Below are 21310 nucleotides of genomic sequence, written 5' to 3'. Positions count from 1 at the left end.
GTCACACCTCGATCGTTTTGGGGCGGCGGCGTTCGTACCACATGACGATCAACAGCCGGGTGACGAAAATCGCCGTGAAGACCGAGGTCAGAATGCCCAGCCCAAGGGTGATGGCAAAACCGCGCACCGGGCCGGAGCCCATGACATAGAGGATGACCGCGGTGATGAAGGTGGTGATGTTGGCATCGACAATCGCCGACAGCGCCTTTTCATAGCCCAGTTCGATGGCCCGCGCAGGGCCGCGCGCGGTCTTGAGTTCCTCGCGGATACGCTCGAAAATCAGCACATTGGCATCCACGGCCATACCCACGGTCAACACGATCCCGGCAATGCCCGGCAGGGTCAGCGTTGCGCCGATCAGGCTCAGCGCGCCGAAGATCAGCACGATATTGAAGATCAGCGCAAAGTTGGCGAAGATCCCGAACAGCCCGTAGGCCGCCAGCATGAAGCCAAGCACGGCGACGAAGGCGACGACCGTCGCGATCTTGCCCGCGTCGATGCTGTCCTGCCCCAGTTCCGGGCCGATCGTCCGCTCTTCGAGGAACTCCATCCCCGCCGGCAGCGCGCCGGCGCGGAGCAGCACGGCAAGGTTGGTGCTTTCTTCGACGGTGAAGTTGCCCGTGATGATGCCGGAGCCGCCGGCGATGTGGCTCTGGATGACCGGTGCGCTGATGACTTCGTTGTCCAGAACGATGGCGAAGGGTGAGCCGATGTTGTCGGCGGTATAGTCGCCGAACTTTCTCGCGCCTGATGGGTTGAAGCGGAAGTTGACGGCGGGGCGGCCGTTCTGGTCGAAGGCGGGCTGTGCATCAACCAGTTCTTCACCCGTGACAACCGGGACCTGTTCGAGAATCGCAAAAGCCCCCTCGCGGTCCAGATAGGGCACGACCTCATTGCCCACGCCGGGGCTTTCGTTCGCGTTGTCGGTGCTGCCGACGACCGGCTGGAAGGTCAGCTGGGCGGTGGTGCCGATGATGTCCTTGAGCTCCTGCGCGGAGCCGATGCCGGGCACCTGGATCAGGATGCGGTCGCTGCCCTGACGCTGGATCGTGGGCTCTCGCGTGCCGACCTCGTCGATGCGGCGGCGAATGATTTCAAGGCTTTGCTGCATGGTCCGCTCGTCGCTGGCCTGCTGTTCGGCCTCGGAAAGCGTGACCACGATCTGATCGCCGTCGGCGCGGACAACGATGTCCGTGGACCCGGCGCCGGTGAGCGAGACCACCGGCTGCGCAAGGCCGCGCACGAGTTCGATGGCGCGGGGCATGCCGGAGGGTTCGGAAATGCGCACGCGCAGCTCACCGGGATCGGAGGGCAGCAGGCGGATGGTGCCGACGGTCTCGCGCTCGGGGCGCAGCACATCGCGCACATCGGGCCAGAGCGCCTCCATCCGGGCGGCGTAGACGTCCTGTACCTTGACTTCGGCGAGGAGGTGGGCACCGCCTCTGAGGTCGAGGCCGAGGTTGACGAGGCCGGAGGGCAGGAAACCTGGCCACTGGGACGCAAGCTGTTGATTTTCAGCGGTATCCGCGCCCAACTCGATCGCGCTCACGGCATCATTGTGCTGCTCGACGCGGGTGTAGAAGGCATTGGGCAGCGCCAGCGCCAATCCGAGCGCCAAAGTCGCCCAGATCAGGACCCGCTTCCAGGTTTCAATCTGCAACATGAGGGATCAGCTTTCGGCCGGTTCGGTCTTGGACAGGACCTGCGCGATGGTGGCGCGGACGACGCGGACTTTCACGCCTTCGGCAATTTCCACTTCAATTTCATTGCCTTCCTTGACCTTGGCCACCTTGCCGATGAGGCCCCCCTGGGTGACGACCTGATCGCCGCGACGCAGGGCTTCGACCATCTTCTGATGCTCTTTCATCTTCTTCTGCTGCGGCCGGATCAGCAGGAAATACATGATCGCGAAGATCAGGATGAGCGGAAGAAACTGGCCAAGCTGTGCGACGTCCATGGGGATGCTCCTGTCAATTTTTCGAGGCGGGGCACCCGCCTTTTTTGATTGCGCGGAACCTATGCGCGGCGGGGGCCAGTTGCAAGGCAGCGGACCGGGGCGCAAGTCAAGAAAAGGAGCGTACGGTGGGGTTAACGCCCCGCGCGGTGCGGCGCGGGGGCCAGTTCGGTACAAAATGCGCCGAGTTCGGTACAAAATGCACCCCCTTCGCAGAGGCCCATCGCAGCCGCCCAACGCCGTTTGGTACGATTCGCGGCGAGTTTGGTACAAAACGCCCCGCCCCTCAGGCCCGGACCGGCTCCGGAGGCGTGGTTCGTGGTTAATTTCGATTAATTCGGGTTAACGCGGCGATTGCGGGGCCTGCGAGACACCCCTAGGGTGTGGCTCGGTTTGCGAGGGAGCGGGTATGACAGAAACGGTATTGCCGATCGCGCCGGATGTGTTCTGGGGCAGCGTGACGTTGCTCGGGGTCAGCCTTGCGGTTCTGATTGTCTTCTGCCTGCTGTGGGTGGCCTCCGGTCGCGGCGAATTGAAACCCGGTGATCTGCAGAAACGCATGGGGCTGTCGGACCTGCCCCCCGGCCTGTTCTGGCTGCCAGTAATCCTCTGGGCGGCCATCGCCCTCGTGGTGTTCGTGGGGCTGTTCTGGCTGGTGCTGAAAATCTTGCTGCACGCCATGCCGGGACAGGATCAGGTCTGGGACTTCCGGTTCAGACTCGCGCAACTGGCGGCGCTGACCACAGTCCTCGGTGCGTTGGTGGCGCTGCCGGTGACGTTGAACCGGCTGCGGTTGACGCGGGAGCAGACGGAGACGTCGAAAGCCTCGCTGTTCAATGACAAGATCACCGAAGCGGCGGCGGATTTGTACGCGACGCGAAAGGTGACGGTGAAGCTGGGTCCGCAGAAGTACATCGACAAATACGAAGACGACGTGATCCGCCGGAATGCGGCGATCGACCGTCTGGAACAACTGGTCAAGGAACAGCCGCGCGAGGCGGAGCGGGTGTCGCGCCTGCTGAGCATCTATGTGCGGGAGTTGAGCAAGGACTTTCCGCCAAAACCCGTCCCGAAGTCCGACAATGTGGTCGAGATCTCGGCATGGGCGCGAGGGTTGGAGCCGGTGCGCGCCGACATGCAGAACGCCGCTCAGGTGCTGGGACGATTGGCGGGGATCGACGGCGTCAAGGCGGAGGACCTGAAAATCGACCTGCGCCGCGCGAATTTGCAGGGGTTTGACCTGAAGGCGCTGCGCTTTGACAAGGCAAACCTCGGGGAGGCGCAGTTGCAGGGGGCGGACCTCGGGGCGGCGCAGTTGCAGGGGGCGCGCCTCTGGGGGGCGCAGTTGCAGTCGGCGAACCTCAGGATCGCGCAGATGCAGGGGGCGAGCCTCGGGAACGCGCAGATGCAGGGGGCGAACCTCGGGAACGCGCAGATGCAGGGGGCGGCCCTTGCGGGTGCGCAGTTGCAGGAGGCGTTCCTCGGGGAGGCGCAGATGCAGGAGGCGTTCCTCGGGGAGGCGCAGATGCAGGGGGCAAACCTCTGGGAGGCGGAGTTGCAGAGGGCGAACCTTTGGGGGGCGCAGTTGCAGGGGGCGTTCCTCGTGGAGGCGCAGATGCAGGGAGCGGACCTAGACGACACGCAGTTGGATGAGGATACGGATCTCAGCGCCGCTACTCTTCGAGGCGCGGCGCTGAGAGACGTGGATTCTACAACCATAACGCAATTGAAGCCGTTTTGGCAGGATGTCTTTGCCGATGGCTCCGTGATCCTGCCCGACGGAGAGGTACGGCCTGACCATTGGAAAGCCGAGAAATTCGATATTGTCTCAGACGACTTCGAAACCGCCTGGCGCGCCTGGCAGCGGTCCATCGGGTTTGATCCCGACAAACCGGACACGTTGGACGTGCCAGACCCTTGACCCGGTGCCCGTCTCCGGGGTTTGCTTGGCGCTGATACGCTGCCGGGCAACAAGGGGATGGCCCGCATGAGAGCCTTGATCGTCTTGCTGGCGCTGCTGGCCCTTCCTGCCCACGGGCAGAGCATCGGGCGGCTGACCAGTGCGAGCACGCCCGGCAAGGGCCATTGCAGCGGCACGCTGATTGCGCCGCAGCTTGTTTTGACGGCTGCGCATTGTGTGGCGCGGGTCGAGGGGGCGGGCATTCGGGTTCTGGAGGGCCAGGTTTTCGTGCTGCCGCAGCCCGATGGCGCGGTGGTGTCCGAGATCGTCGGCGTGGTGCCGCATCCCGGGTTGCGCGCGATGGGTGACGGGCTCAGCCCACGGACGGACATGGCGCTGGCGGAGCTGGCCGCGCCGCTTTCGGCGCCGCCGGTGGCGATGGGCGAGGCCCCCCTGCCCGGTCCGGTGAGTTTCGTCAGTTTCCGGCGGGAGGCACCGGGCGAGCGTCTGCGGCAGGATTTCTGTTACGGGGCGGAGGTCTTGCCGTTCTGGCGGCTGGGCTGCCGGGTCACGGCGGGGCAATCGGGGGGTGCGGTTCTCTCGGAGGGCAAACTGGTGGCGGTGATCGTGGCGCGGCAGGGCGCGATGGCGCTGGCGCTGCCTTTGGACGCATGGGCGCGGGCGGCTCCGGCGGCGAAGATCGGCATGGCGCGGGATGGGCCGTGAGAGGCCTCTACACTCCTCGATCAAAGTGAGGCATAAGGCACCCGACTCAAATTGTCTCAAGTTCCGTGTAATCAGGAGGATACGATGCACGACATCCGCACCATCCGCGAAAATCCCGCCGCCTTCGATGCGGCGATGACCCGCCGTGGGATGGAGCCGCAGTCGTCGTCTGTCCTCGCCATCGACGAGGCGCGGCGCGCTGCGATCCAGACCGCAGAGACCGCGCAGGCCGAGCAGAACAAGGCGTCCAGGGACGTCGGCAAGGCCAAGGCGAGCGGCGACGAGGCGGAGTTTGAACGGCTGCGCGCGCTGGTTGGCGAGAAGAAGGCCGAAGTGGCAGAGATGCAGGCCCGCGCCAAGGCGCTGGATGCGGAGCTGACGGACCTGCTGATGGCGCTTCCGAACGTCATGCATGCGGATGTGCCGGACGGCGCCGACGAGGCCGACAACGTGGAGATCCGCCGGTGGGGCACGCCGCGCAGCTTCGATTTCGCGCCGAAGGAGCATTACGCGCTGGCGGCGACGCGGGACGGTCTCGATTTCGAGACGGCGGCCAAGCTGTCCGGGTCGCGCTTCGTGGTGTTGTCGGGCGGCGTTGCCCGGGTACATCGCGCCCTGGCCCAGTTCATGCTCGACACGCATATCGCCGAGCACGGGCTGACCGAGACGTGGACGCCGGTGCTCGTCAAGGAAGAGATGATGTACGGCACGGGCCAGTTGCCGAAGTTCGGCGAGGATTCCTACCAGACGACGAATGGCTGGTGGCTGGTGCCGACCGCCGAGGTGACGCTGACCAATATCGTCAACGGGCTGGTGGTCGACGAAAGCTACCTGCCTCGCCGGTATGTCGCGCACACCCAGTGTTTCCGCTCCGAAGCGGGCAGCGCCGGCAAGGACACCGCGGGCATGCTGCGCCAGCATCAGTTCGAGAAGGTCGAAATGGTGTCGATCGTGCATCCGGACAAATCCATGGAAGAGCACGACCGCATGACCGGCTGCGCCGAGGCGATCCTGCAAGAGCTCGAGCTGCCCTACCGGACGGTGGTGCTGTGTTCGGGGGACATCGGCTTTGGCATGATCAAGACCCATGACATCGAGGTCTGGCTGCCGGGGCAGAACAGCTATCGCGAGATTTCCTCCGTCTCCGTGGCAGGTGAATTCCAGGCGCGCCGCATGAACGCGCGCTTCAAACCGGCGGACGGCGGCAAGCCGCAGTTCCTGCACACGCTGAACGGGTCGGGGCTGGCCGTGGGGCGCTGCTTGATCGCGGTGCTGGAGAACGGGCAAAACGCCGATGGCTCCGTCACCTTGCCCGCGGCGCTGCATCCCTGGCTTGGCGGCAAGACCACACTGACGGCGGAGGGCCAGCTGGCATGATCCGCCTTCTGGCGATCCTGTGCTTTCTGGCGGCGGTGGGCTTTGCGGCCTCGCCCCTGCTCGCGCCGGGCTTTGGCGGCTATGAGGCCTCGCAATTCCCCGTGATGATCGAAGAGCCGCCGGTGCAACCCTCGGGCTATGCGTTTTCGATCTGGGGCCTGATCTTCGCCTGGCTGGTGGTCGGCACCGGGTTTGGCCTGCTGCGCCGCTGGGACGATCCGGATTGGACGCCGGGGCGGCTGCCGCTCTTCGTGAGCCTTGCGGTCGGGGTCAACTGGCTACCGGTCGCCATGCACTATCCGGTGATCGCGACGGGGATGATCTGGGTCATGCTGGCGGGCGCACTGCTCAGCCTGTTCCGGGTCGGGGACACCGACCGCTGGCTGCAACAGGCGCCGGTGGCCATCTATGCCGGCTGGCTGACAGCGGCCTCCTGCGTCGGGCTCGGCGTGGTGCTGGGCGGCTATGGCTGGCTGCCGCCGACCCCGGCGGCATTGGTCTCGCTGGCCCTGGCACTGGTGATTTCCGTGGTGGTGCAATACCGCCTGCACCGGGCGCCGGAATATGGCATCACGGTGATCTGGGCGCTTGTGGCGGTGATCGTCGCCAATTCCCACCCGTTCAATGCGGCGGTGGCCGGATTGGCCCTGCTGGGGATCATCGCCATCCTCGGGCTGCGCGGCACCGACACCGAATAAGCGCGCACTGACCCTGGCAGCGGACGTCGCCGCCTCTGGCGCGGCTCAGCGCCCAGGCAACCCCGCCAGCGGCAAACGAACCCGGCAGATTACGCGACGAAAACCGGTTGCCCCGGCCCGGACAGCACGCCTAAGCTCATGCTCACCGCCCGCATGGCAACCGGAGGTGCCACCATGCTCAACCGCTCCCTCGCAGCAGCGCTGCTGCTCAGCGCCCTGCCCATCCTTGCCGCCGCCGACCTGAGCGGCCGCTACACGGTCCAGGGCCGCAATGCCGACGGCTCCGCCTATAGCGGAACGCTGACTCTGCAACAGCACGGCAATGCGGTCGCGGCGGACTGGATGGTTGGCGGCACACCCTACTCCGGATATGGCCCGCTCGACGGACGCATCCTGACCCTGAACTGGGCACCCGGACAGGCGCCGGTGATCTACGTCACCATGCCCGACGGCACCCTGCATGGCACCTGGGCCGATGGGCTGGCGCTGGAGAAGGCAACGCCGGACTAGCGGCACCAACGCCGCTGCATCTTCTCTGCAAAAATATCCCGGGGGAAAGCGCCAAGGGCGCTTGGGGGCGGAGCCCCCTCGGGCGCGGGTCCGCAGGAGCCGCGCCCTTTGTCGGATCGCGCAGGCGATCCGAAACCGCCGGATCGAAAAGCCCCGTGACGGGTCCGGACACCAAGGCCCGGACAGGCGATCACGGGCGCTCACCGCCCTTCTTGCCCTGCAGCCCGCCAAGGTGCTTCTTCAGCGCCCCCGCGTTCTTTTTCTTGCGGCCTTTGAACGGGTTCTGATCTCCCTGCCCGCGCATCGACAGGCGGATCGGGGTGCCGGGCATGTCAAAGTCTTCGCGCAGGCCATTGACCAGGAAGCGCGAGTAGCTGGCAGGCAGCTTGTCCGGGTGCGAGCACATCACGACAAAGCCGGGCGGGCGCGATTTCACCTGTGTCATGTAGCGCAGTTTGATGCGCTTGCCCTGCGGCGCGGGGGGCGGGTGGCGTTCGATCATGGAAGCGAGCCAGCGGTTGAGCTGCCCGGTGGAGACCCGGCGGTTCCACACCGTGTAGGCGTCCATGACGGCCTGTTGCAGCCGGTCGAGGCCTTTGCCGGTGCGGGCCGAGACCGTGACGAGCGGCGCGCCGCGCAGCTGCGGCAGCAGCCGCTCAAAGCTCTCGCGCAGCGCGCGCATCTTGTCCTGCTTGTGGTCCTCGATGTCCCATTTGTTGACCGCGATCACCACCGCCCGGCCTTCGCGTTCGGCCAGGTCGGCGATTTTCAGGTCCTGCACTTCGAAGGGGATCGCGGCGTCGAGCAGGACAATCACCACCTCGGCGAATTTCACCGCGCGGATGCCGTCGGAGACCGAGAGTTTTTCCAGCTTTTCCTGCACCTTGGCGCGTTTTCGCATGCCCGCGGTGTCAAAGATGCGCATCGGCACCCCGCCCCATTCCTGCTGCACCGAGATGGCGTCACGGGTGATGCCGGCCTCGGGGCCGGTGAGGAGGCGGTCTTCGCCGATGATCTGGTTGATCAGGGTGGATTTGCCCGCGTTCGGGCGGCCGACGACACAGATCTGCAGAGGCTTTCTCGCGGTCGGCATGGGGACGCGGTCGTCGCCCTCTTCGGCCTCTTCTTCGCTGAGGGAGACCTCGACATCAGGGGCTTCCACGGCGGCGCGGGCCTCGAACCCTTCGGAGAGCGGCAGCAGTTGCGAATAAAGATCGTTCAGCCCTTCGCCGTGTTCGGCGGAGAGGCGGATCGGCTCGCCGAGGCCGAGAGACCAGGCTTCGATGACACCGCCGTCCGCCGCCGCGCCCTCGGCCTTGTTGGCGGCGAGGATGACGTGTTTGGCGCGTTTGCGCAGGATCTCGGCAAAGACTTCATCGTCGGGCAGGATGCCCGCGCGGGCGTCGATGAGGAACAGGCAGATGTCGGCCATGTCGACGCCGCGCTCGGTCAGGCGGCGCATGCGGGCGGGCAGGCTGTCGTCGTTTTCGTTTTCAAGCCCGGCGGTGTCGATCACGGTAAAGCGCAGATCACCCAGCCGCCCTTCGCCTTCGCGCAGATCGCGCGTGACGCCGGGCTGGTCGTCGACCAGCGCGAGGCGTTTGCCGACGAGGCGGTTGAAGAGCGTCGACTTGCCCACATTGGGACGGCCGACGATGGCGAGGGAAAAGGACATGGGGCTTGCTCCGCGTTCAAGTCGCGCCGCTTACAGGAATTCTCTTCCCGTGGGAAGGGGCAAGACCACGTCGCCCCCGTCGGACCCGGATTCTTTCAGCGGCTTCGGACCGGAGCCCGGTGCCCCGGTGCGGGCTTCGGCCTGCCGCCTTGCTCAGCGAAACGCGTGCAGCGTGCCGTTGCCGGAGACGACGTAGAGCGTGCCGCCCGCGACCACGGGGCGCGTGGTTGCGCCGCCCCTGATCTCGACGCGGCTCACTTCCGCGCCGGTCTCGGGGTCAAAGCTGCGGATGAAGCCATCCGAGCTTGCCACGATCAGCCGCCCACCCGCGAGGATCGGGCCATGATTGGCATAGGCCGCATCGCGGCGTTTCTGCGGGTTGCGGCGGGTCGGCACATAGCCCGGCAGATCCACCGCCCAGATACGCTCGCCGGTGGCGGCGTCGAGGCGGACCAGCTCATTGCGGTCGCTGACAAAAACCACCGAATCATTGCCCAGCGGCCAGGCCGGGCCAAGCGCGCCGTCGCGGGCGGTCCAGAGCCGTTCGCCGTCATGCACCGAGAGCGCCACGAAGCGGCCCGAGTGGTTGCCCGCGTACACGGTTTCGCCCACGATCACCGGATCGCCGGTAATGTCGTCGATCGCCGAGAGCGCCACGCCGTTGCGGCGGCCCAGGATATCCGCGCTCCAGAGTTTCAGCCCGCCCTGCAGGAAGGCCGCCTGCACGGACGCATCGCCGAAGGAGAAGATCACGCGCTTCTCGCCAAGTGCCGGGGATGGCGCACCGGCCACGTTGTTGCTGTCGCCGACGCCGTCGAGCTGCCAGCGGATGCGGCCATCGTCGGCTTCGAGCGCCCAACCGAGGCTGTCGCCGGAAGTCAGGTAGACGACGCCATCGCGGATCGAGGGGGCGCCGGTGGCGGTGTTGCCGAGGCGCTGGGTCCAGATCTCGCCGCCGGTTTCCGGGTCCATGGCGGTCACGGTGCCAAAGCCGGAGGCGACATAGAGACGCCCGCCCTCGTAGGCGAGACCGCCGCCCTGCGCCTGGTAATTCTTGTCGCGCAGCGGGGTCAGGTCATGGCTCCACAGCGGCGCGCCGCCGGTGGAGGTGGCCCGCACCACGAACTCGCTGTCCATGGTAAAGACGCGCCCGCCCGCCACGACCGGATCGACGTTGAGGCGTTTGCGGCGACCGTCTCCGGCACCGATGGAGGTTTGCCAGATCGGCTGAAAGCTGCCGGAGAAGGCGGCATTGTCGATGCGGGCGAAGGGCGAGACACCGCTTTGCGCCCAATCGGCATTGCTGCGATGCGCCGGAAGCGCCACGGCGCGGGCGATATTGACGTCACTTTGAGCCAGAGGGTCGACGCGGGTTTCCAGCACGTCGCGCACGCTCATGCGCTCGCCGGGCAGGATTTCCTCGCGTTCCTCGCAGCCTGCGAGCGCGATCAGGCCAATGCCTGCCATCAATGTTGCCGTGCGAAGCATGTCTGTGCCCCCTTGCTTGCCGCCTGTTCCCGCAGGGCTGCCATCCGGCAGCGCGCTTCGGGCCGGGCCGAAATTACCCTTAACTGTCCTGTACCTGACCCATAAGGTCATCCAGCGAGCCACCAAGAGCCACAATCAACTGAGATGCGCGGCGGCGCAAGCCTGCTGTCGCCTCCGAATCCACAGCGATGTTTTTGAGCCGCTCCAGCGCCGCGTCCTTGTTCCCGGCTTCGATGTCCACCAGTGCAAGCTGCTCTTCGGCCAGAAGGCGCAGCGGCTCGCCGGGAACGGCCAGGTCTTCGAGACCGCGGCGGCGCTCTTCGAGGCTGAGCACCCCTGCGCCGCGCGCCAGCGCCTTGTAGCGCGCGATCTGGCGATAGATCTGCGGCACCTCGGTGCTGCCTGCGACGGCCTGAAGCTGGGCCACGGCGGCGGCATCATCGCCTTCGGCGCCCTTTTCGGCGGCAACCAGCATATCCAGCACGGCGCGCGCGCCGGGGCGGTCGGTTGCGATCTCGTCCAGAGCCGCGATGCGCGCGTCCGGTTCGGTTTCCTCCAGGGCGGCCATGATGGCATCGCCGAAGGCCTGCGCCTGTGTCTCGGTCCGGACCTGGCTGTATTCGCGCCACGCGGTACCGCCAACGATCGCCACCACCACCAGGACGGCAATCCAGCCATACTTTCGCATGGTTGCAAAGAGTTTGTCGCGGCGGACCTCTTCGGTCACCTCGTCGATGAAACTGTCCGTGTCGCTCACAAGCGGCTCCCTCTCATGCCCGCAAAACTGGGCCTGTTTGCCCCCTCTTATCGCGGAGGGGCGGGCGTGCCAAGGCGTCAGGCACCGCCTGCGCGCCGGAATTCTGCCTTCGGCCTGTGCGAAATCCGGGCAAAACCCGCAAATTGTGCTGTTCACTGCAACAAAGCGCCATAATTCTGCACGAAATGCCAGACTGTGCGACTTCGCGGCGCTTGAAGCCTTGTGACGCCACGTCTAAAGTGAACCAAACAGTTCAGGATGCGTGCGTCTTATTGGCTTTCTGCCTGCGCGGGCACCCAACGATATTTCCGCTGCCCGCTTCGGGCCGCGACAGACAGTGGATACGGACCTTATGCGGATTATTCCGATTGCAACGGCCATCGCGGTTTCCGGGCTGCTCTACATGATCGTGATCGAGCGCGACACGTTCGATGCGCTGGTGTCCGGCCCTCCGTCCGGGGACGGCGCGGCTCCGACCGAGGTCGCAGAGACAACCCCGGCGGCCGAAGAGACCCCGGTGATCCGCGTGATGGCGCGCAGATCGCAGGCCCGCGAGGTCGACAGCACCGTGGTGCTGCGCGGCCAGACGCAGGCCCTGCGGCAGGTCGAGGTGCGGGCGGAAACCGCCGGCAAGATCATCAACACGCCGCTGCGGCGCGGCACGCTGGTCGAGGCCGGTCAGCTGCTCTGCGAGATTGATCCGGGGACGCGCGGTGTGTCGCTTCAGGAGGTCGAGGCGCAGTTGTCCGAGGCCAAGGCGCGGCTGCCGGAAGCGCGGGCGCGGTTGCTGGAGGCGCAGGCGCAGGAGCCCGCAGCCCGGGCCGCGATCCTTGAGGCAGAGGCCAATGTGCCCGCCGCAGAGGCCTCGCTGGCGCAGGCGCGCGCGGGTGTGCCCGCCGCTGAGGCGCTGCTGCTGGAGGCGCAGGCCCGTCTGCCCGAGGCCGAAGCGCGGTTGAAGGAAGCTCAGGCGATGATCCCGGCCGCCGCCGCCGCTCTGGCGCAGGCGGAGGCGAATGTCCCGGCGGCGCGGGCCGCCCTGGTTCAGGCAGAAGCCGGGCGTCCCGAGGCGGAGGCCCGCCTCAAGGAAGCGCAGGCGCGGGTGCGCGAAGCGGAAATCAACCTCAACGCCAGTTCCAAGCTGAACAAGAGCGGTTTTTCCGCCGAGATCAGCCTCGCCGCTGCGCAGGCGGGATATGAAAGCGCCAAGGCCGGGGAGCAGGCGGCGCTGGCGGGCGTGAAGGGCGCCGAGGCGGCGGTCGAACAGGCCAAGGGCAACCTTGAAGGGGCCAAGGCACAGGTTCAATCCGCCAAGAGCCAGGTCGAGAGCGCCAGCGCCGCCGTGCGCTCCGCCGAGACCCAGATCCAGAGCGCCAGGGCCGGGATCGAGACCGCGCGCAGCAATATCGAGAGCTCGCGCGCCGCCGTGCAATCGGCGCTGAGCCGTCTGGAGGGTGCAAAGGCGGCGGTGAGTTCGACCAAGGCCGCGCTCGAAGGGGCGACAGCGGGGATCGAATCGGCCAAGGCAGGTGAAGAAAACGCGCAGAGCGGCATCCAGAGCGCCGAGGCGGCGCTGGCCACGGTGCGCAAGGACATCCAGCGGCTGAGCATTCACGCGCCCTTTGCCGGGGTTCTGGAAAGCGACACGGCGGAGCTTGGCGCGCTGCTGCAAAACGGCGGCGCCTGTGCCACCGTGTTCCAGCTCGATCCGATGAAGATCACCGGCTACGTGCCCGAACAGGACGTCTCCCGCGTGCGGCTTGGCGCGCCTGCCGGGGCGCGGCTGATCGACGGGCGCGAGGTCATGGGACAGGTCAGTTTCGTCTCGCGCAGCGCCGATCCTGTGACGCGCACCTTCCTTGTCGAGCTGACGGTGGACAATGCCGATCTGAGCATCCGCGATGGCCAGACCGCCGAGATCGGCATCGAGGCCGAGGGCGCCCCGGCGCATCTGCTGCCGCAATCGGCGCTGACGCTCGATGACGAGGGCACGCTGGGGGTGCGGACGGTGGATGAGACCAACCACGTGCGGTTCCTGCCGGTCGCGCTGATCCGCGACACCCGCGAGGGCGTGCTGCTGGCCGGTCTGCCCGATACGGTCAACGTGATCACGCTTGGGCAGGAGTATGTCACCGAGGGCATCCCGGTCGAGCCGGTCTTCGAGGAGGTCACGCAATGACCGGTATCATCGACTGGGCCGCCGAGCGCGCCCGGATGATCATCGCCTTCATCGTGCTGTCGATCATCGTGGGCGGCTATGCCTATGTCAGCCTGCCGAAGGAGGGCGAGCCGGATATCGAGATCCCGGCGCTGTTCGTGTCGGTCCCCTTCCCCGGTATTTCCGCCGCCGATTCCGAGACGCTGCTGGTGCAGCCCATGGAGACGGAGCTGTCGGATCTGGACGGGCTGAAGACCATGTCGGCCACCGCCGCCGAGGGCTATGCCGGTCTCGCGCTGGAGTTCGAATTCGGCTGGGACAAGACCAAGATCATCGCCGACGTGCGCGATGCCATGAACAACGCCGAGGCGAACTTCCCCGAAGGCGCGGAGAAATATTCGATCAACGAGATCAACTTCTCCGAATTCCCGATCATCATCGTGAACCTGTCCGGCCCGGTGCCGGAGCGCACCATGGCCAAGGTCGCCAAGGATCTGCAGGACAAGGTCGAGACGCTGGACGCGGTTCTGGAGGCCGGGATCGCGGGCAACCGCGACGAGATGGTCGAGGTGCTGATCGACCCGCTCAAGCTTGAAAGCTACAACGTCACGGCGGGCGAGCTGATCAATGTGGTGCGCAACAACAACCAGCTGATCGCCGCCGGTGAGGTGGAGACCGATCAGGGCAGTTTCGCGATCAAGATCCCGTCGAGTTTCGACGAGGCACAGGACATCTACAACCTGCCGATCAAGGTGAATGGCGACCGGGTGGTGACGCTCGGGGATCTGGCGACGATCAACCTGACCTTCGAGGACCGCACCGGTACGGCGCGGTTCAACGGCAAGACGACGGTGGCCTTGCAGGTGGTCAAACGCAAGGGATTCAACATCATCGACACCGCCGCCGAGGTGCGCCGGGTGATCGAGGAGGCACGCGCCGACTGGCCCGAGGAGCTGCAGGCGGTGCTGGACGTGGGCGCAAGCAACGATCAGAGCCGCCAGGTCGAAAGCATGGTGAGCCAGCTCGAAGGCTCGGTGCTGACGGCGATTGCGCTGGTGATGCTGGTGGTGCTGGCCTCGCTCGGGCTGCGGCCCTCGCTGCTGGTCGGGTTTTCGATCCCGACGTCCTTCCTGCTGTGCTTCCTGCTGCTGGCGCTGATGGGGGTGACGATTTCCAACATCGTCATGTTCGGTCTGATCCTCGCGGTCGGGATGCTGGTCGATGGGGCCATCGTGGTGGTCGAATACGCCGACAAGCGCGTCGAGGAGGGCGTCGGCCCGATGCACGCCTATGTCGAAGCGGCGCACCGGATGTTCTGGCCGGTGGTGTCATCGACGGCGACGACGCTCTGCGCGTTTCTGCCGATGCTGTTCTGGCCCGGTGTCGCGGGTGAATTCATGGGCATGCTGCCGGTCACGCTGATCTTTGTGCTGTCCGCCTCTCTGGTGGTGGCGCTGGTCTACCTGCCGGTGATGGGCGGCGTTCTCGGCCGCTCCGAACGCTGGCTCAAGCAGCGCATCGCGCAGATCGCGGCACTGCCGCTTCTGGCGCATGTCGGTCTTGTGCTGATTTCGGTGCTGCCGTTGGTGGTGGCGGGCGCGCTTGTGCCGACGCTTTTTGCGCTGATCGGCGGCCAGTTCGCCATCATGGACGGCGCCAACATCCTCGGCTCGGTTGTGCCGGTCTTCCTCACCGTGTTCCTGATTGGGCTGGGTGTCGTCGTACTGGCGGGGCTGGCGGTGGGCGGCGTGGTCGCGCTGTTGCTGGGCCTGTCCGCCATTCCGGCGCGGATCGGTGCGGGGCTGACCGCGCTGAAACGCCGTGTCTTTGGCGCGCCCAGGGAAAAGCCGATCCGCAGCGGCTATCGCCGGAGCCTGTTTGGCCGGTTCATCGCGCTGTTCGCCACCAACCCGGCGGGGCCGCTGGTGGTGGTTGCGGCGGTTTTCGTGCTCGTTGGTTCGGTCTTCATCTACTATGGCAACAACAACAACGGCACCGATTTCTTCGTTGAGAGCGAGCCGGAGCAGGCCATTGTCTATGTCCGCGCGCGGGGCAACCTGTCGCTTGCGGAGAAGGATGCGCTGGTGCAGCGCGCCGAAGACATCGTGATGCAGCATCCGGGCATCAAGACCGCCTTTGCCTTTGCCGGTGAAGGCGGGCTGAACAACAACACCGGAGGCTCGCAGCCGCCAAAGGACACCATCGGGCAGATCCAGCTTGAGACCATCGCCTGGGAAGACCGGCCGATCGCACATGAGCCGTGGTTCACCATTCCGTTCACCAACCACACGGTGCAAAAGGCGATCAAGGCGCCCGACTTCGATGGCGATCTGATCATTGATCAGCTGACCGCGCAGCTCGAACAGATCCCGGGCATCAAGGTGGAAATCCTCGCTCAGGCGCGCGGACCGGCGAGCGCCAAGCCCGTGCACCTGCGCCTGAAGGGCGACAACTGGGACGATCTGCTGCAGGCGACGGAAATAGCGAGCCAGCGGTTCAACGCCCTGCCCGGCCTGACCCAGATCGAAGACACGCGTCCCCTGCCCGGCATCGACTGGCAGATTGACGTGGACGTGGAGGAGGCCGGTCGCTACGGCGCGGATGTGGCGACGGTGGGCGCCATGGTGCAGCTTGTGACGCGCGGCGTCCTGCTCGACACCATGCGTGTGGACAGCTCTGACGAGGAAATCGAGATCCGCGTTCGGATGCCGGAAAAGGACCGGGTGATGTCGACGCTCGACACCCTGAAGGTGCGCACCGCCGATGGGCTGGTGCCGCTGGCCAACTTCATCACGCGCACCCCGGTGGCCAAGCTGGCCGAGATCACGCGCGTCGATCAGGAGCGCTATTTCGACGTCAAGGCCGGTGTTGCGCCGTCGCTGGCGACGCTGGTGGATGATGGCGGCGAGGCGCTTGCCACCGTGCGCCTGTTGCAGGACGCGGCCTCGCACGGCGGCACCGAGATCACCGGCCCGACGGGCGCGCCGCTGGAGATCGTGCGGCTTGAGAATGGCGTCACGGTGGGCAACCTGGAGGCGCGGATCGCCGGCGGCGATGCGAGCCTCGTGCTGATCGAGGCGAACGAGCGCATCGGGAAGCTGACCGAATGGCTGGAGACCAAGCCACTGCCTGCGGGCGTGGATTGGGAATGGACCGGCGATCAGGAAGATCAGGCCGAGAGCCAGGCCTTCCTCGGGCAGGCCTTCGGCGCGGCGCTGGGGCTGATGTTCATCATCCTGCTGGCGCAGTTCAACAGCTTCTACAACTCGGTGCTGGTGCTGCTGGCGGTGGTCCTGTCGACCACCGGCGTGCTGATCGGGATGCTGGTGATGGATCAGTATTTCTCCATCATCATGACCGGAACGGGCATCGTGGCGCTGGCCGGGATCGTGGTGAACAACAACATCGTTCTGATCGACACCTATCAGGAGTATTCCCGCTACATGCCCCGGATCGAAGCCATCGTCCGCACGGCAGAAGATCGTATCCGGCCGGTGTTGTTGACCACGATCACCACCATGGCGGGCCTTGCGCCGATGATGTTCGGCCTGTCGGTGGACTTCTTCGGCGGCGGCTATTCGATCGACAGCCCGACGGCGCTGTGGTGGAAGAACCTCGCTACGGCGGTGGTCTTTGGTCTTGGCATCGCGACGGTGCTGACGTTGGTGTTCACGCCCTCGATGCTGGCGCTGCGGGTCTGGGCGACGACCTATGCGCTGTGGTTCGCGCGGTTGCTGGCGCGGTTGTCGCTGGGCAAGACGAGCCGGGTTGCGCGCAACTGGGCGCTGATGCGCGAGGCGCGCCGGACGAAGGCACCGGAGATCATCTGGACGGACGAGCCGGACATCGCGGCCGCGGCGCATCTCAAAGCCGCGGAATAGCGGGACGTTTGCCAGATGCGCTGATCCCTGCGATGCGGAACGGCCCGTGGGCGCGCATTGACGCCCCGTTTCCCATTGGCCCCCGGTGCGTCGCAGCGCATCGGGGGTGAAGGGGTACGGCCGGACAGGATCATCGCCGTACCTCTGCGACCCGTTGGCGCGATCGCCAAACGTCGCGATGCGATGTCATTCGCGGCAAAGGTCACGGGGCCATCAGGAGGCCGGTTTGTCCCCGGACCGCCCCGCCCTTTCGCGCATGCAGCGCTGCGAGCAATACTTCACGTCGTCCCAGACCTTTGCCCATTTCTTGCGCCATGTGAACGGTCGCCGGCAGGTGGCGCAGGGTTTGCTGGGCAGCTCGGATTTGCGGCGTGGTTTCATCTCGCGGCAAATGGCCCCCGGCACGGGGCGGACAAGGGCGGACAAGAAAAAAGCGCCCCTCGGCGGGGGCGCTGCTGTGTTTCGGTTGATCTGACGGATCAGTCGGTCTGGACAGTATCGGCCCCGGACTGGACCTGAACGTCAACCTCTTCGGGCGCATCGGCCGCCCAAGCAACCCAAGCCAGCCATCCGACGAACAAAATTGCCACGACGGCCAGAGAGAGCTTGATCGCGCTCATGGCGGGGGCATGTCTCTTCTTCTGCTTTTCGACGTTGGTATCGGGTGCGGACATCGGTCATCCTCTCGTACGAATTCATCTGCGGCGCCGCACCATTGCAGCCCCGCTCGCAAGGCCATAACACTTGGGCCAGCAATTCGTTCCATCCCCGAAAGGCCCGAGATGAAAGACGCTGCACCGCAAACGATCTACCTCAAGGATTACACACCCTTCGGCTGGCAGGTGGAGGATGTGTACCTGACCTTCCGGCTGGCCCCCAACGCCACGCGGGTGATCGCGCGCATCCATTTCGCGCCGAACCCGGACGCGCCGACGCAGGACTTCTTCCTGCACGGCAACGCATTGACTTTGATCCGGGCCAGTATCGACGGGCAGCCGGTCACGCCGGAGTTGACCGACGCGGGACTGACCTGCGCGGTGCCATCCGGGCCGTTCCTGTGGGAAGCTGAAGTGGAGATCGACCCGGCGAGCAACACCGCGCTGGAAGGGCTGTATATGTCCGGTGGCATGTATTGCACGCAGTGCGAGGCCGAGGGCTTTCGCAAGATCACCTACTACCCCGACCGCCCCGATGTGATGGCCACATTCACCGTGCGCATCGAGAGTGACATGCCGGTGATGTTGTCGAACGGCAATCCCCGCACGGCGGGCGACGGGTTTGCCGAATGGCACGATCCTTGGCGCAAACCGGCCTATCTCTTTGCGCTGGTGGCGGGCGATCTGCGCAATCATCCGGACAGTTTCACCACCAGGAGCGGCACAAAGGTCGATCTGAACATCTGGGTCCGGCCCGGCGACGAGGGAAAATGCGCCTTCGGGATGCAGGCGCTGAAGGCGTCGATGAAATGGGACGAGGACGTCTATGGCCGGGAATACGATCTGGACGTGTTCAACATCGTCGCGGTGGACGATTTCAACATGGGCGCGATGGAAAACAAGGGGCTGAACATCTTCAACTCCTCCTGCGTTCTGGCCTCGCCCGAGACCTCGACAGACGCCAATTTCGAGCGCATCGAGGCGATCATCGCGCATGAGTATTTCCACAACTGGACGGGCAACCGGATCACCTGCCGCGACTGGTTCCAGCTGTGCCTGAAAGAGGGGCTGACGGTCTATCGCGACAGCCAGTTCACCTCCGACATGCGCGGGCCGGAAGTGAAGCGCATCAGCGATGTGATCGACCTGCGCGCGCGGCAGTTCCCCGAGGATCAGGGCCCGCTGTCGCATCCGGTGCGGCCGGAAAGCTTTCAGGAAATCAACAACTTCTATACCGCGACGGTTTATGAGAAGGGTGCCGAGGTGATCGGTATGCTCAAGCGGCTCGTGGGGGATGAGGCCTATGCCGCGGCGCTCGATCTCTACTTTGACCGCCACGACGGCGATGCGGCCACGATCGAGGATTGGCTGAAGGTCTTCGAGGATGTCACGGGCCGCGACCTGAGCCAGTTCAAGCGCTGGTATTCGCAGAGCGGCACGCCGCATCTGAGCGTTACCGAAGACTGGAGCGACGGCACCTTCACCCTGCATTTCGAGCAGCACACCCCGCCGACACCCGGACAGGACGAGAAGGCGCCGCAGGTGCTGCCGATTGCCGTGGGTCTGCTCGGGCCAAACGGAAACGAGGTGCAGAACACGACCATTCTGGAAATGACGGAAGGCAAGCAAAGTTTTGAGTTCACCGGGCTTTCGGCCCGTCCGGTGGCGTCGATCCTGCGCGGGTTTTCCGCTCCCGTCGTGCTCAGGCGCGAGAGCAGCGCCGAGGAGCGGGCTTTCCTTCTGGCGCATGACAGCGATCCGTTCTGCCGCTGGGAGGCGAGCGAGGCGCTGGCGCGGGCCTGCCTGATCGCGATGATCACCGAGGGCGCGACGCCGGACACCGCCTGGCTTGACGGGCTGGCGCGGCTGCTGCGTGACGACACGCTTGATCCCGCCTACCGGGCGCTGATGCTTGGGCTGCCGACCGAGGCCGATCTGGCCCGGAGCCTGCACGAGGCCGGTGTCACGCCGGACCCGGACGCGATTTTCGACGCGGTCGAGACGCTGCGCCTGTTCATGGCGGAACGCTGGGCGGATCTTCTGCCGAAGCTGGCCGAGGAGGCACGGGTCAGCGCGCCCTTTGATCCCGGCGCGGCGCAGGCGGGGCAGCGGGCGCTTGGCAACCGGGTGCTGTCCTTGCAGAGCCGCATCGACGGCGGCGCGGCGGCGCAGGCGCAATTCGCGGCGGCGGACAATATGACCATGCAGCTTTCGGCGCTGGCCAGTCTCAATCGCGCCGGAACGGCGGAGGATGCGCTCAAGGCCTTCCACGATCAGTGGCAGGACGACCGGTTGGTGATGGACAAATGGTTCGGCCTGCAGATTGCCGCCGCCGCCCCCGCCGAGGCGGTCGCGCGCGCCAGCGCCCTCACCCGTCACGAAAAATTCGACTGGAAGAACCCGAACCGCTTCCGCGCGGTGTTTGGCGCGTTGATCGGCAACCATGCGGGTTTTCATCAGGCGGATGGCGCGGGCTATGCGCTGCTGGCCGACTGGCTGATCACGCTGGACGACAAGAACCCGCAGACCACGGCGCGGATGTGTTCGGCCTTCCAGACCTGGAAGCGTTATGACGCGGGGCGTCAGGAAAAGATGCGCGCGGCGCTGGAACGGATCGCGGCAAAGCCGAACCTGAGCGGCGACACCAACGAAATGGTTTCAAGGATTCTATCATGAGCAAATGTCTGATCGTCACCGGCGCGAGCGCCGGGATTGGCGCGGCGACGGCCCGCATGGCCCCGGCCAAGGGCTATACCGATGTTGTGGTGCACTATGGCCGCGACCGCGACGGGGCCGAGGCGGTGGCGGCGGATGTGCGCGCCGCCGGGGCGCAGGCGCATGTGATCGGGGCGGATGTCTCGGACATGGATGCCGTGACCACGATGTTCGCCGAGATCGCCGGTCTGGCCCCTGCTCCGCTGTATCTGGTGAACAATGCCGGGATCGTCGCGCCCAAGGGCGGGATTGCGGATCTGACCCCGGATCGGGTCAGAAAGGTCTTTGAAGTCAATGTATTCGGGGCGCTCGAGGTTTGCCGCCGCGCGGTGATGCAGATGCGCGCCTGGGGCAAGGGCGGCGGCATCGTCAATATCTCCAGCGCCGCCGCGCGCCTTGGCGCGCCCGGCGAATACACCGATTACGCCGCCTCCAAGGGCGCCATCGACACGCTGACCACGGGCATGGCGATGGAGCTTGCGCCCGAGGGCATCCGGGTGAACGCGCTGCGTCCCGGCCCGATCGAGACTGAAATCCACGCCAAGGGCGGCCAGCCGGACCGGCTCAAGGGGATGTCGGACAAGATCCCGCTGGGCCGCGCGGGCACACCGGAGGAGATCGCGGCCGGGGCGCTGTGGCTGTTGTCGGAAGAGGCGTCTTATGTGACGAACGGCTTTCTGGACGTCTCGGGCGGGCGGTAGACACCTCCATCCCGCTGATCTGCGCGGCGATCGCGCACCAAGGAGCGGGCGTGAAGGTCGCGCCCGCCGTCCCCGCCCGCGAAAATCGCGGAACCAGGCTGTCATTCATGCGTTACG

Annotated in this window: 16 protein-coding genes; 9 read left to right on the top strand and 7 right to left on the bottom strand. The window is 65.9% G+C overall.

Going from position 1 to position 21310, the window contains the following annotated elements; all coding sequences use genetic code 11:
* Position 1 precedes the first annotated feature (1 nt).
* Both secD and yajC read right to left on the bottom strand, forming a co-directional pair.
* Complete coding sequence (gene secD, locus ACN2XU_RS08135) at positions 2-1663, bottom strand: protein translocase subunit SecD (RefSeq protein WP_419409921.1); 1662 nt, start codon at positions 1661-1663, stop codon at positions 2-4.
* A 6-nt stretch (positions 1664-1669) separates the two neighbouring features.
* Complete coding sequence (gene yajC, locus ACN2XU_RS08130) at positions 1670-1957, bottom strand: preprotein translocase subunit YajC (protein WP_419409920.1); 288 nt, start codon at positions 1955-1957, stop codon at positions 1670-1672.
* A gap of 406 nt (positions 1958-2363) precedes the next feature.
* Here yajC and ACN2XU_RS08125 point away from each other — a divergent pair, with 406 nt between their 5' ends.
* The 5 genes from ACN2XU_RS08125 (at position 2364) to ACN2XU_RS08105 (ending at position 7165) form a co-directional block, all read left to right on the top strand.
* The gene (locus ACN2XU_RS08125; RefSeq protein ID WP_419409919.1) at positions 2364-3875 is read left to right on the top strand and encodes a pentapeptide repeat-containing protein; all 1512 of its coding nucleotides are present in this window, start codon (positions 2364-2366) and stop codon (positions 3873-3875) included.
* 66 nt (positions 3876-3941) lie between these two features.
* Complete coding sequence (locus ACN2XU_RS08120; protein ID WP_419409918.1) at positions 3942-4580, top strand: trypsin-like serine peptidase; 639 nt, start codon at positions 3942-3944, stop codon at positions 4578-4580.
* A gap of 84 nt (positions 4581-4664) precedes the next feature.
* Entirely contained in the window at positions 4665-5957 is a 1293-nt protein-coding gene (gene serS, locus ACN2XU_RS08115) for a serine--tRNA ligase (protein ID WP_419409917.1), read from the top strand.
* Positions 5954-6655, top strand: coding sequence for a TspO-related membrane protein (locus ACN2XU_RS08110; RefSeq protein WP_419409916.1), 702 nt, complete (start codon positions 5954-5956; stop codon positions 6653-6655). Before serS ends, ACN2XU_RS08110 begins: the two co-directional genes overlap by 4 nt.
* Positions 6656-6829: 174 nt before the next feature.
* Positions 6830-7165 (top strand): hypothetical protein, encoded by a 336-nt coding sequence (locus ACN2XU_RS08105; protein WP_419409915.1) that lies wholly within the window; start codon positions 6830-6832, stop codon positions 7163-7165.
* A 190-nt stretch (positions 7166-7355) separates the two neighbouring features.
* Here the strand turns inward: ACN2XU_RS08105 and der are convergent, their stop codons facing one another.
* The 3 genes from der to ACN2XU_RS08090 form a co-directional block, all read right to left on the bottom strand.
* Positions 7356-8840: a ribosome biogenesis GTPase Der gene (gene der, locus ACN2XU_RS08100; RefSeq protein WP_419409914.1), complete on the bottom strand. Its 1485-nt coding sequence runs from the start codon at positions 8838-8840 to the stop codon at positions 7356-7358.
* A 153-nt stretch (positions 8841-8993) separates the two neighbouring features.
* Complete coding sequence (locus tag ACN2XU_RS08095) at positions 8994-10328, bottom strand: outer membrane protein assembly factor BamB family protein (protein ID WP_419409913.1); 1335 nt, start codon at positions 10326-10328, stop codon at positions 8994-8996.
* Between the two features lie 79 nt (positions 10329-10407).
* On the bottom strand, positions 10408-11085 hold the full coding sequence (locus ACN2XU_RS08090; protein WP_419409912.1) for a tetratricopeptide repeat protein: 678 nt from the start codon (positions 11083-11085) through the stop codon (positions 10408-10410).
* A gap of 352 nt (positions 11086-11437) precedes the next feature.
* Between ACN2XU_RS08090 and ACN2XU_RS08085 the strand changes: the two genes are divergently transcribed.
* Both ACN2XU_RS08085 and ACN2XU_RS08080 read left to right on the top strand, forming a co-directional pair.
* Positions 11438-13261, top strand: a complete 1824-nt coding sequence (locus tag ACN2XU_RS08085) for an efflux RND transporter periplasmic adaptor subunit (RefSeq protein WP_419409911.1) — start codon at positions 11438-11440, stop codon at positions 13259-13261.
* Positions 13258-17121 (top strand): efflux RND transporter permease subunit, encoded by a 3864-nt coding sequence (locus tag ACN2XU_RS08080; RefSeq protein WP_419409910.1) that lies wholly within the window; start codon positions 13258-13260, stop codon positions 17119-17121. Before ACN2XU_RS08085 ends, ACN2XU_RS08080 begins: the two co-directional genes overlap by 4 nt.
* Before the next feature lie 213 nt (positions 17122-17334).
* On the opposite strand, the gene ACN2XU_RS08075 is transcribed toward ACN2XU_RS08080, so the two are convergent.
* Positions 17335-17502: a DUF2256 domain-containing protein gene (locus tag ACN2XU_RS08075; protein WP_419409996.1), complete on the bottom strand. Its 168-nt coding sequence runs from the start codon at positions 17500-17502 to the stop codon at positions 17335-17337.
* Between the two features lie 98 nt (positions 17503-17600).
* A complete protein-coding gene (locus tag ACN2XU_RS08070; RefSeq protein ID WP_419409909.1) occupies positions 17601-17795 on the bottom strand; it encodes a hypothetical protein in 195 nt (64 codons plus the stop codon).
* A 108-nt stretch (positions 17796-17903) separates the two neighbouring features.
* Between ACN2XU_RS08070 and pepN the strand changes: the two genes are divergently transcribed.
* Positions 17904-20453, top strand: coding sequence for an aminopeptidase N (gene pepN / locus ACN2XU_RS08065; RefSeq protein ID WP_419409908.1), 2550 nt, complete (start codon positions 17904-17906; stop codon positions 20451-20453).
* Positions 20450-21193 (top strand): SDR family oxidoreductase, encoded by a 744-nt coding sequence (locus tag ACN2XU_RS08060; protein WP_419409907.1) that lies wholly within the window; start codon positions 20450-20452, stop codon positions 21191-21193. The genes pepN and ACN2XU_RS08060 overlap by 4 nt, the downstream gene beginning before the upstream one ends.
* Positions 21194-21310 lie beyond the last annotated feature (117 nt).

The sequence above is a fragment of the Pacificoceanicola niger genome, assembly GCF_048553275.1.
Taxonomy (GTDB): Bacteria; Pseudomonadota; Alphaproteobacteria; order Rhodobacterales; family Rhodobacteraceae; genus Pacificoceanicola.
Note: the sequence above shows the minus strand (reverse complement) of the source record. Positions and strands in the feature narration are given on the sequence as shown.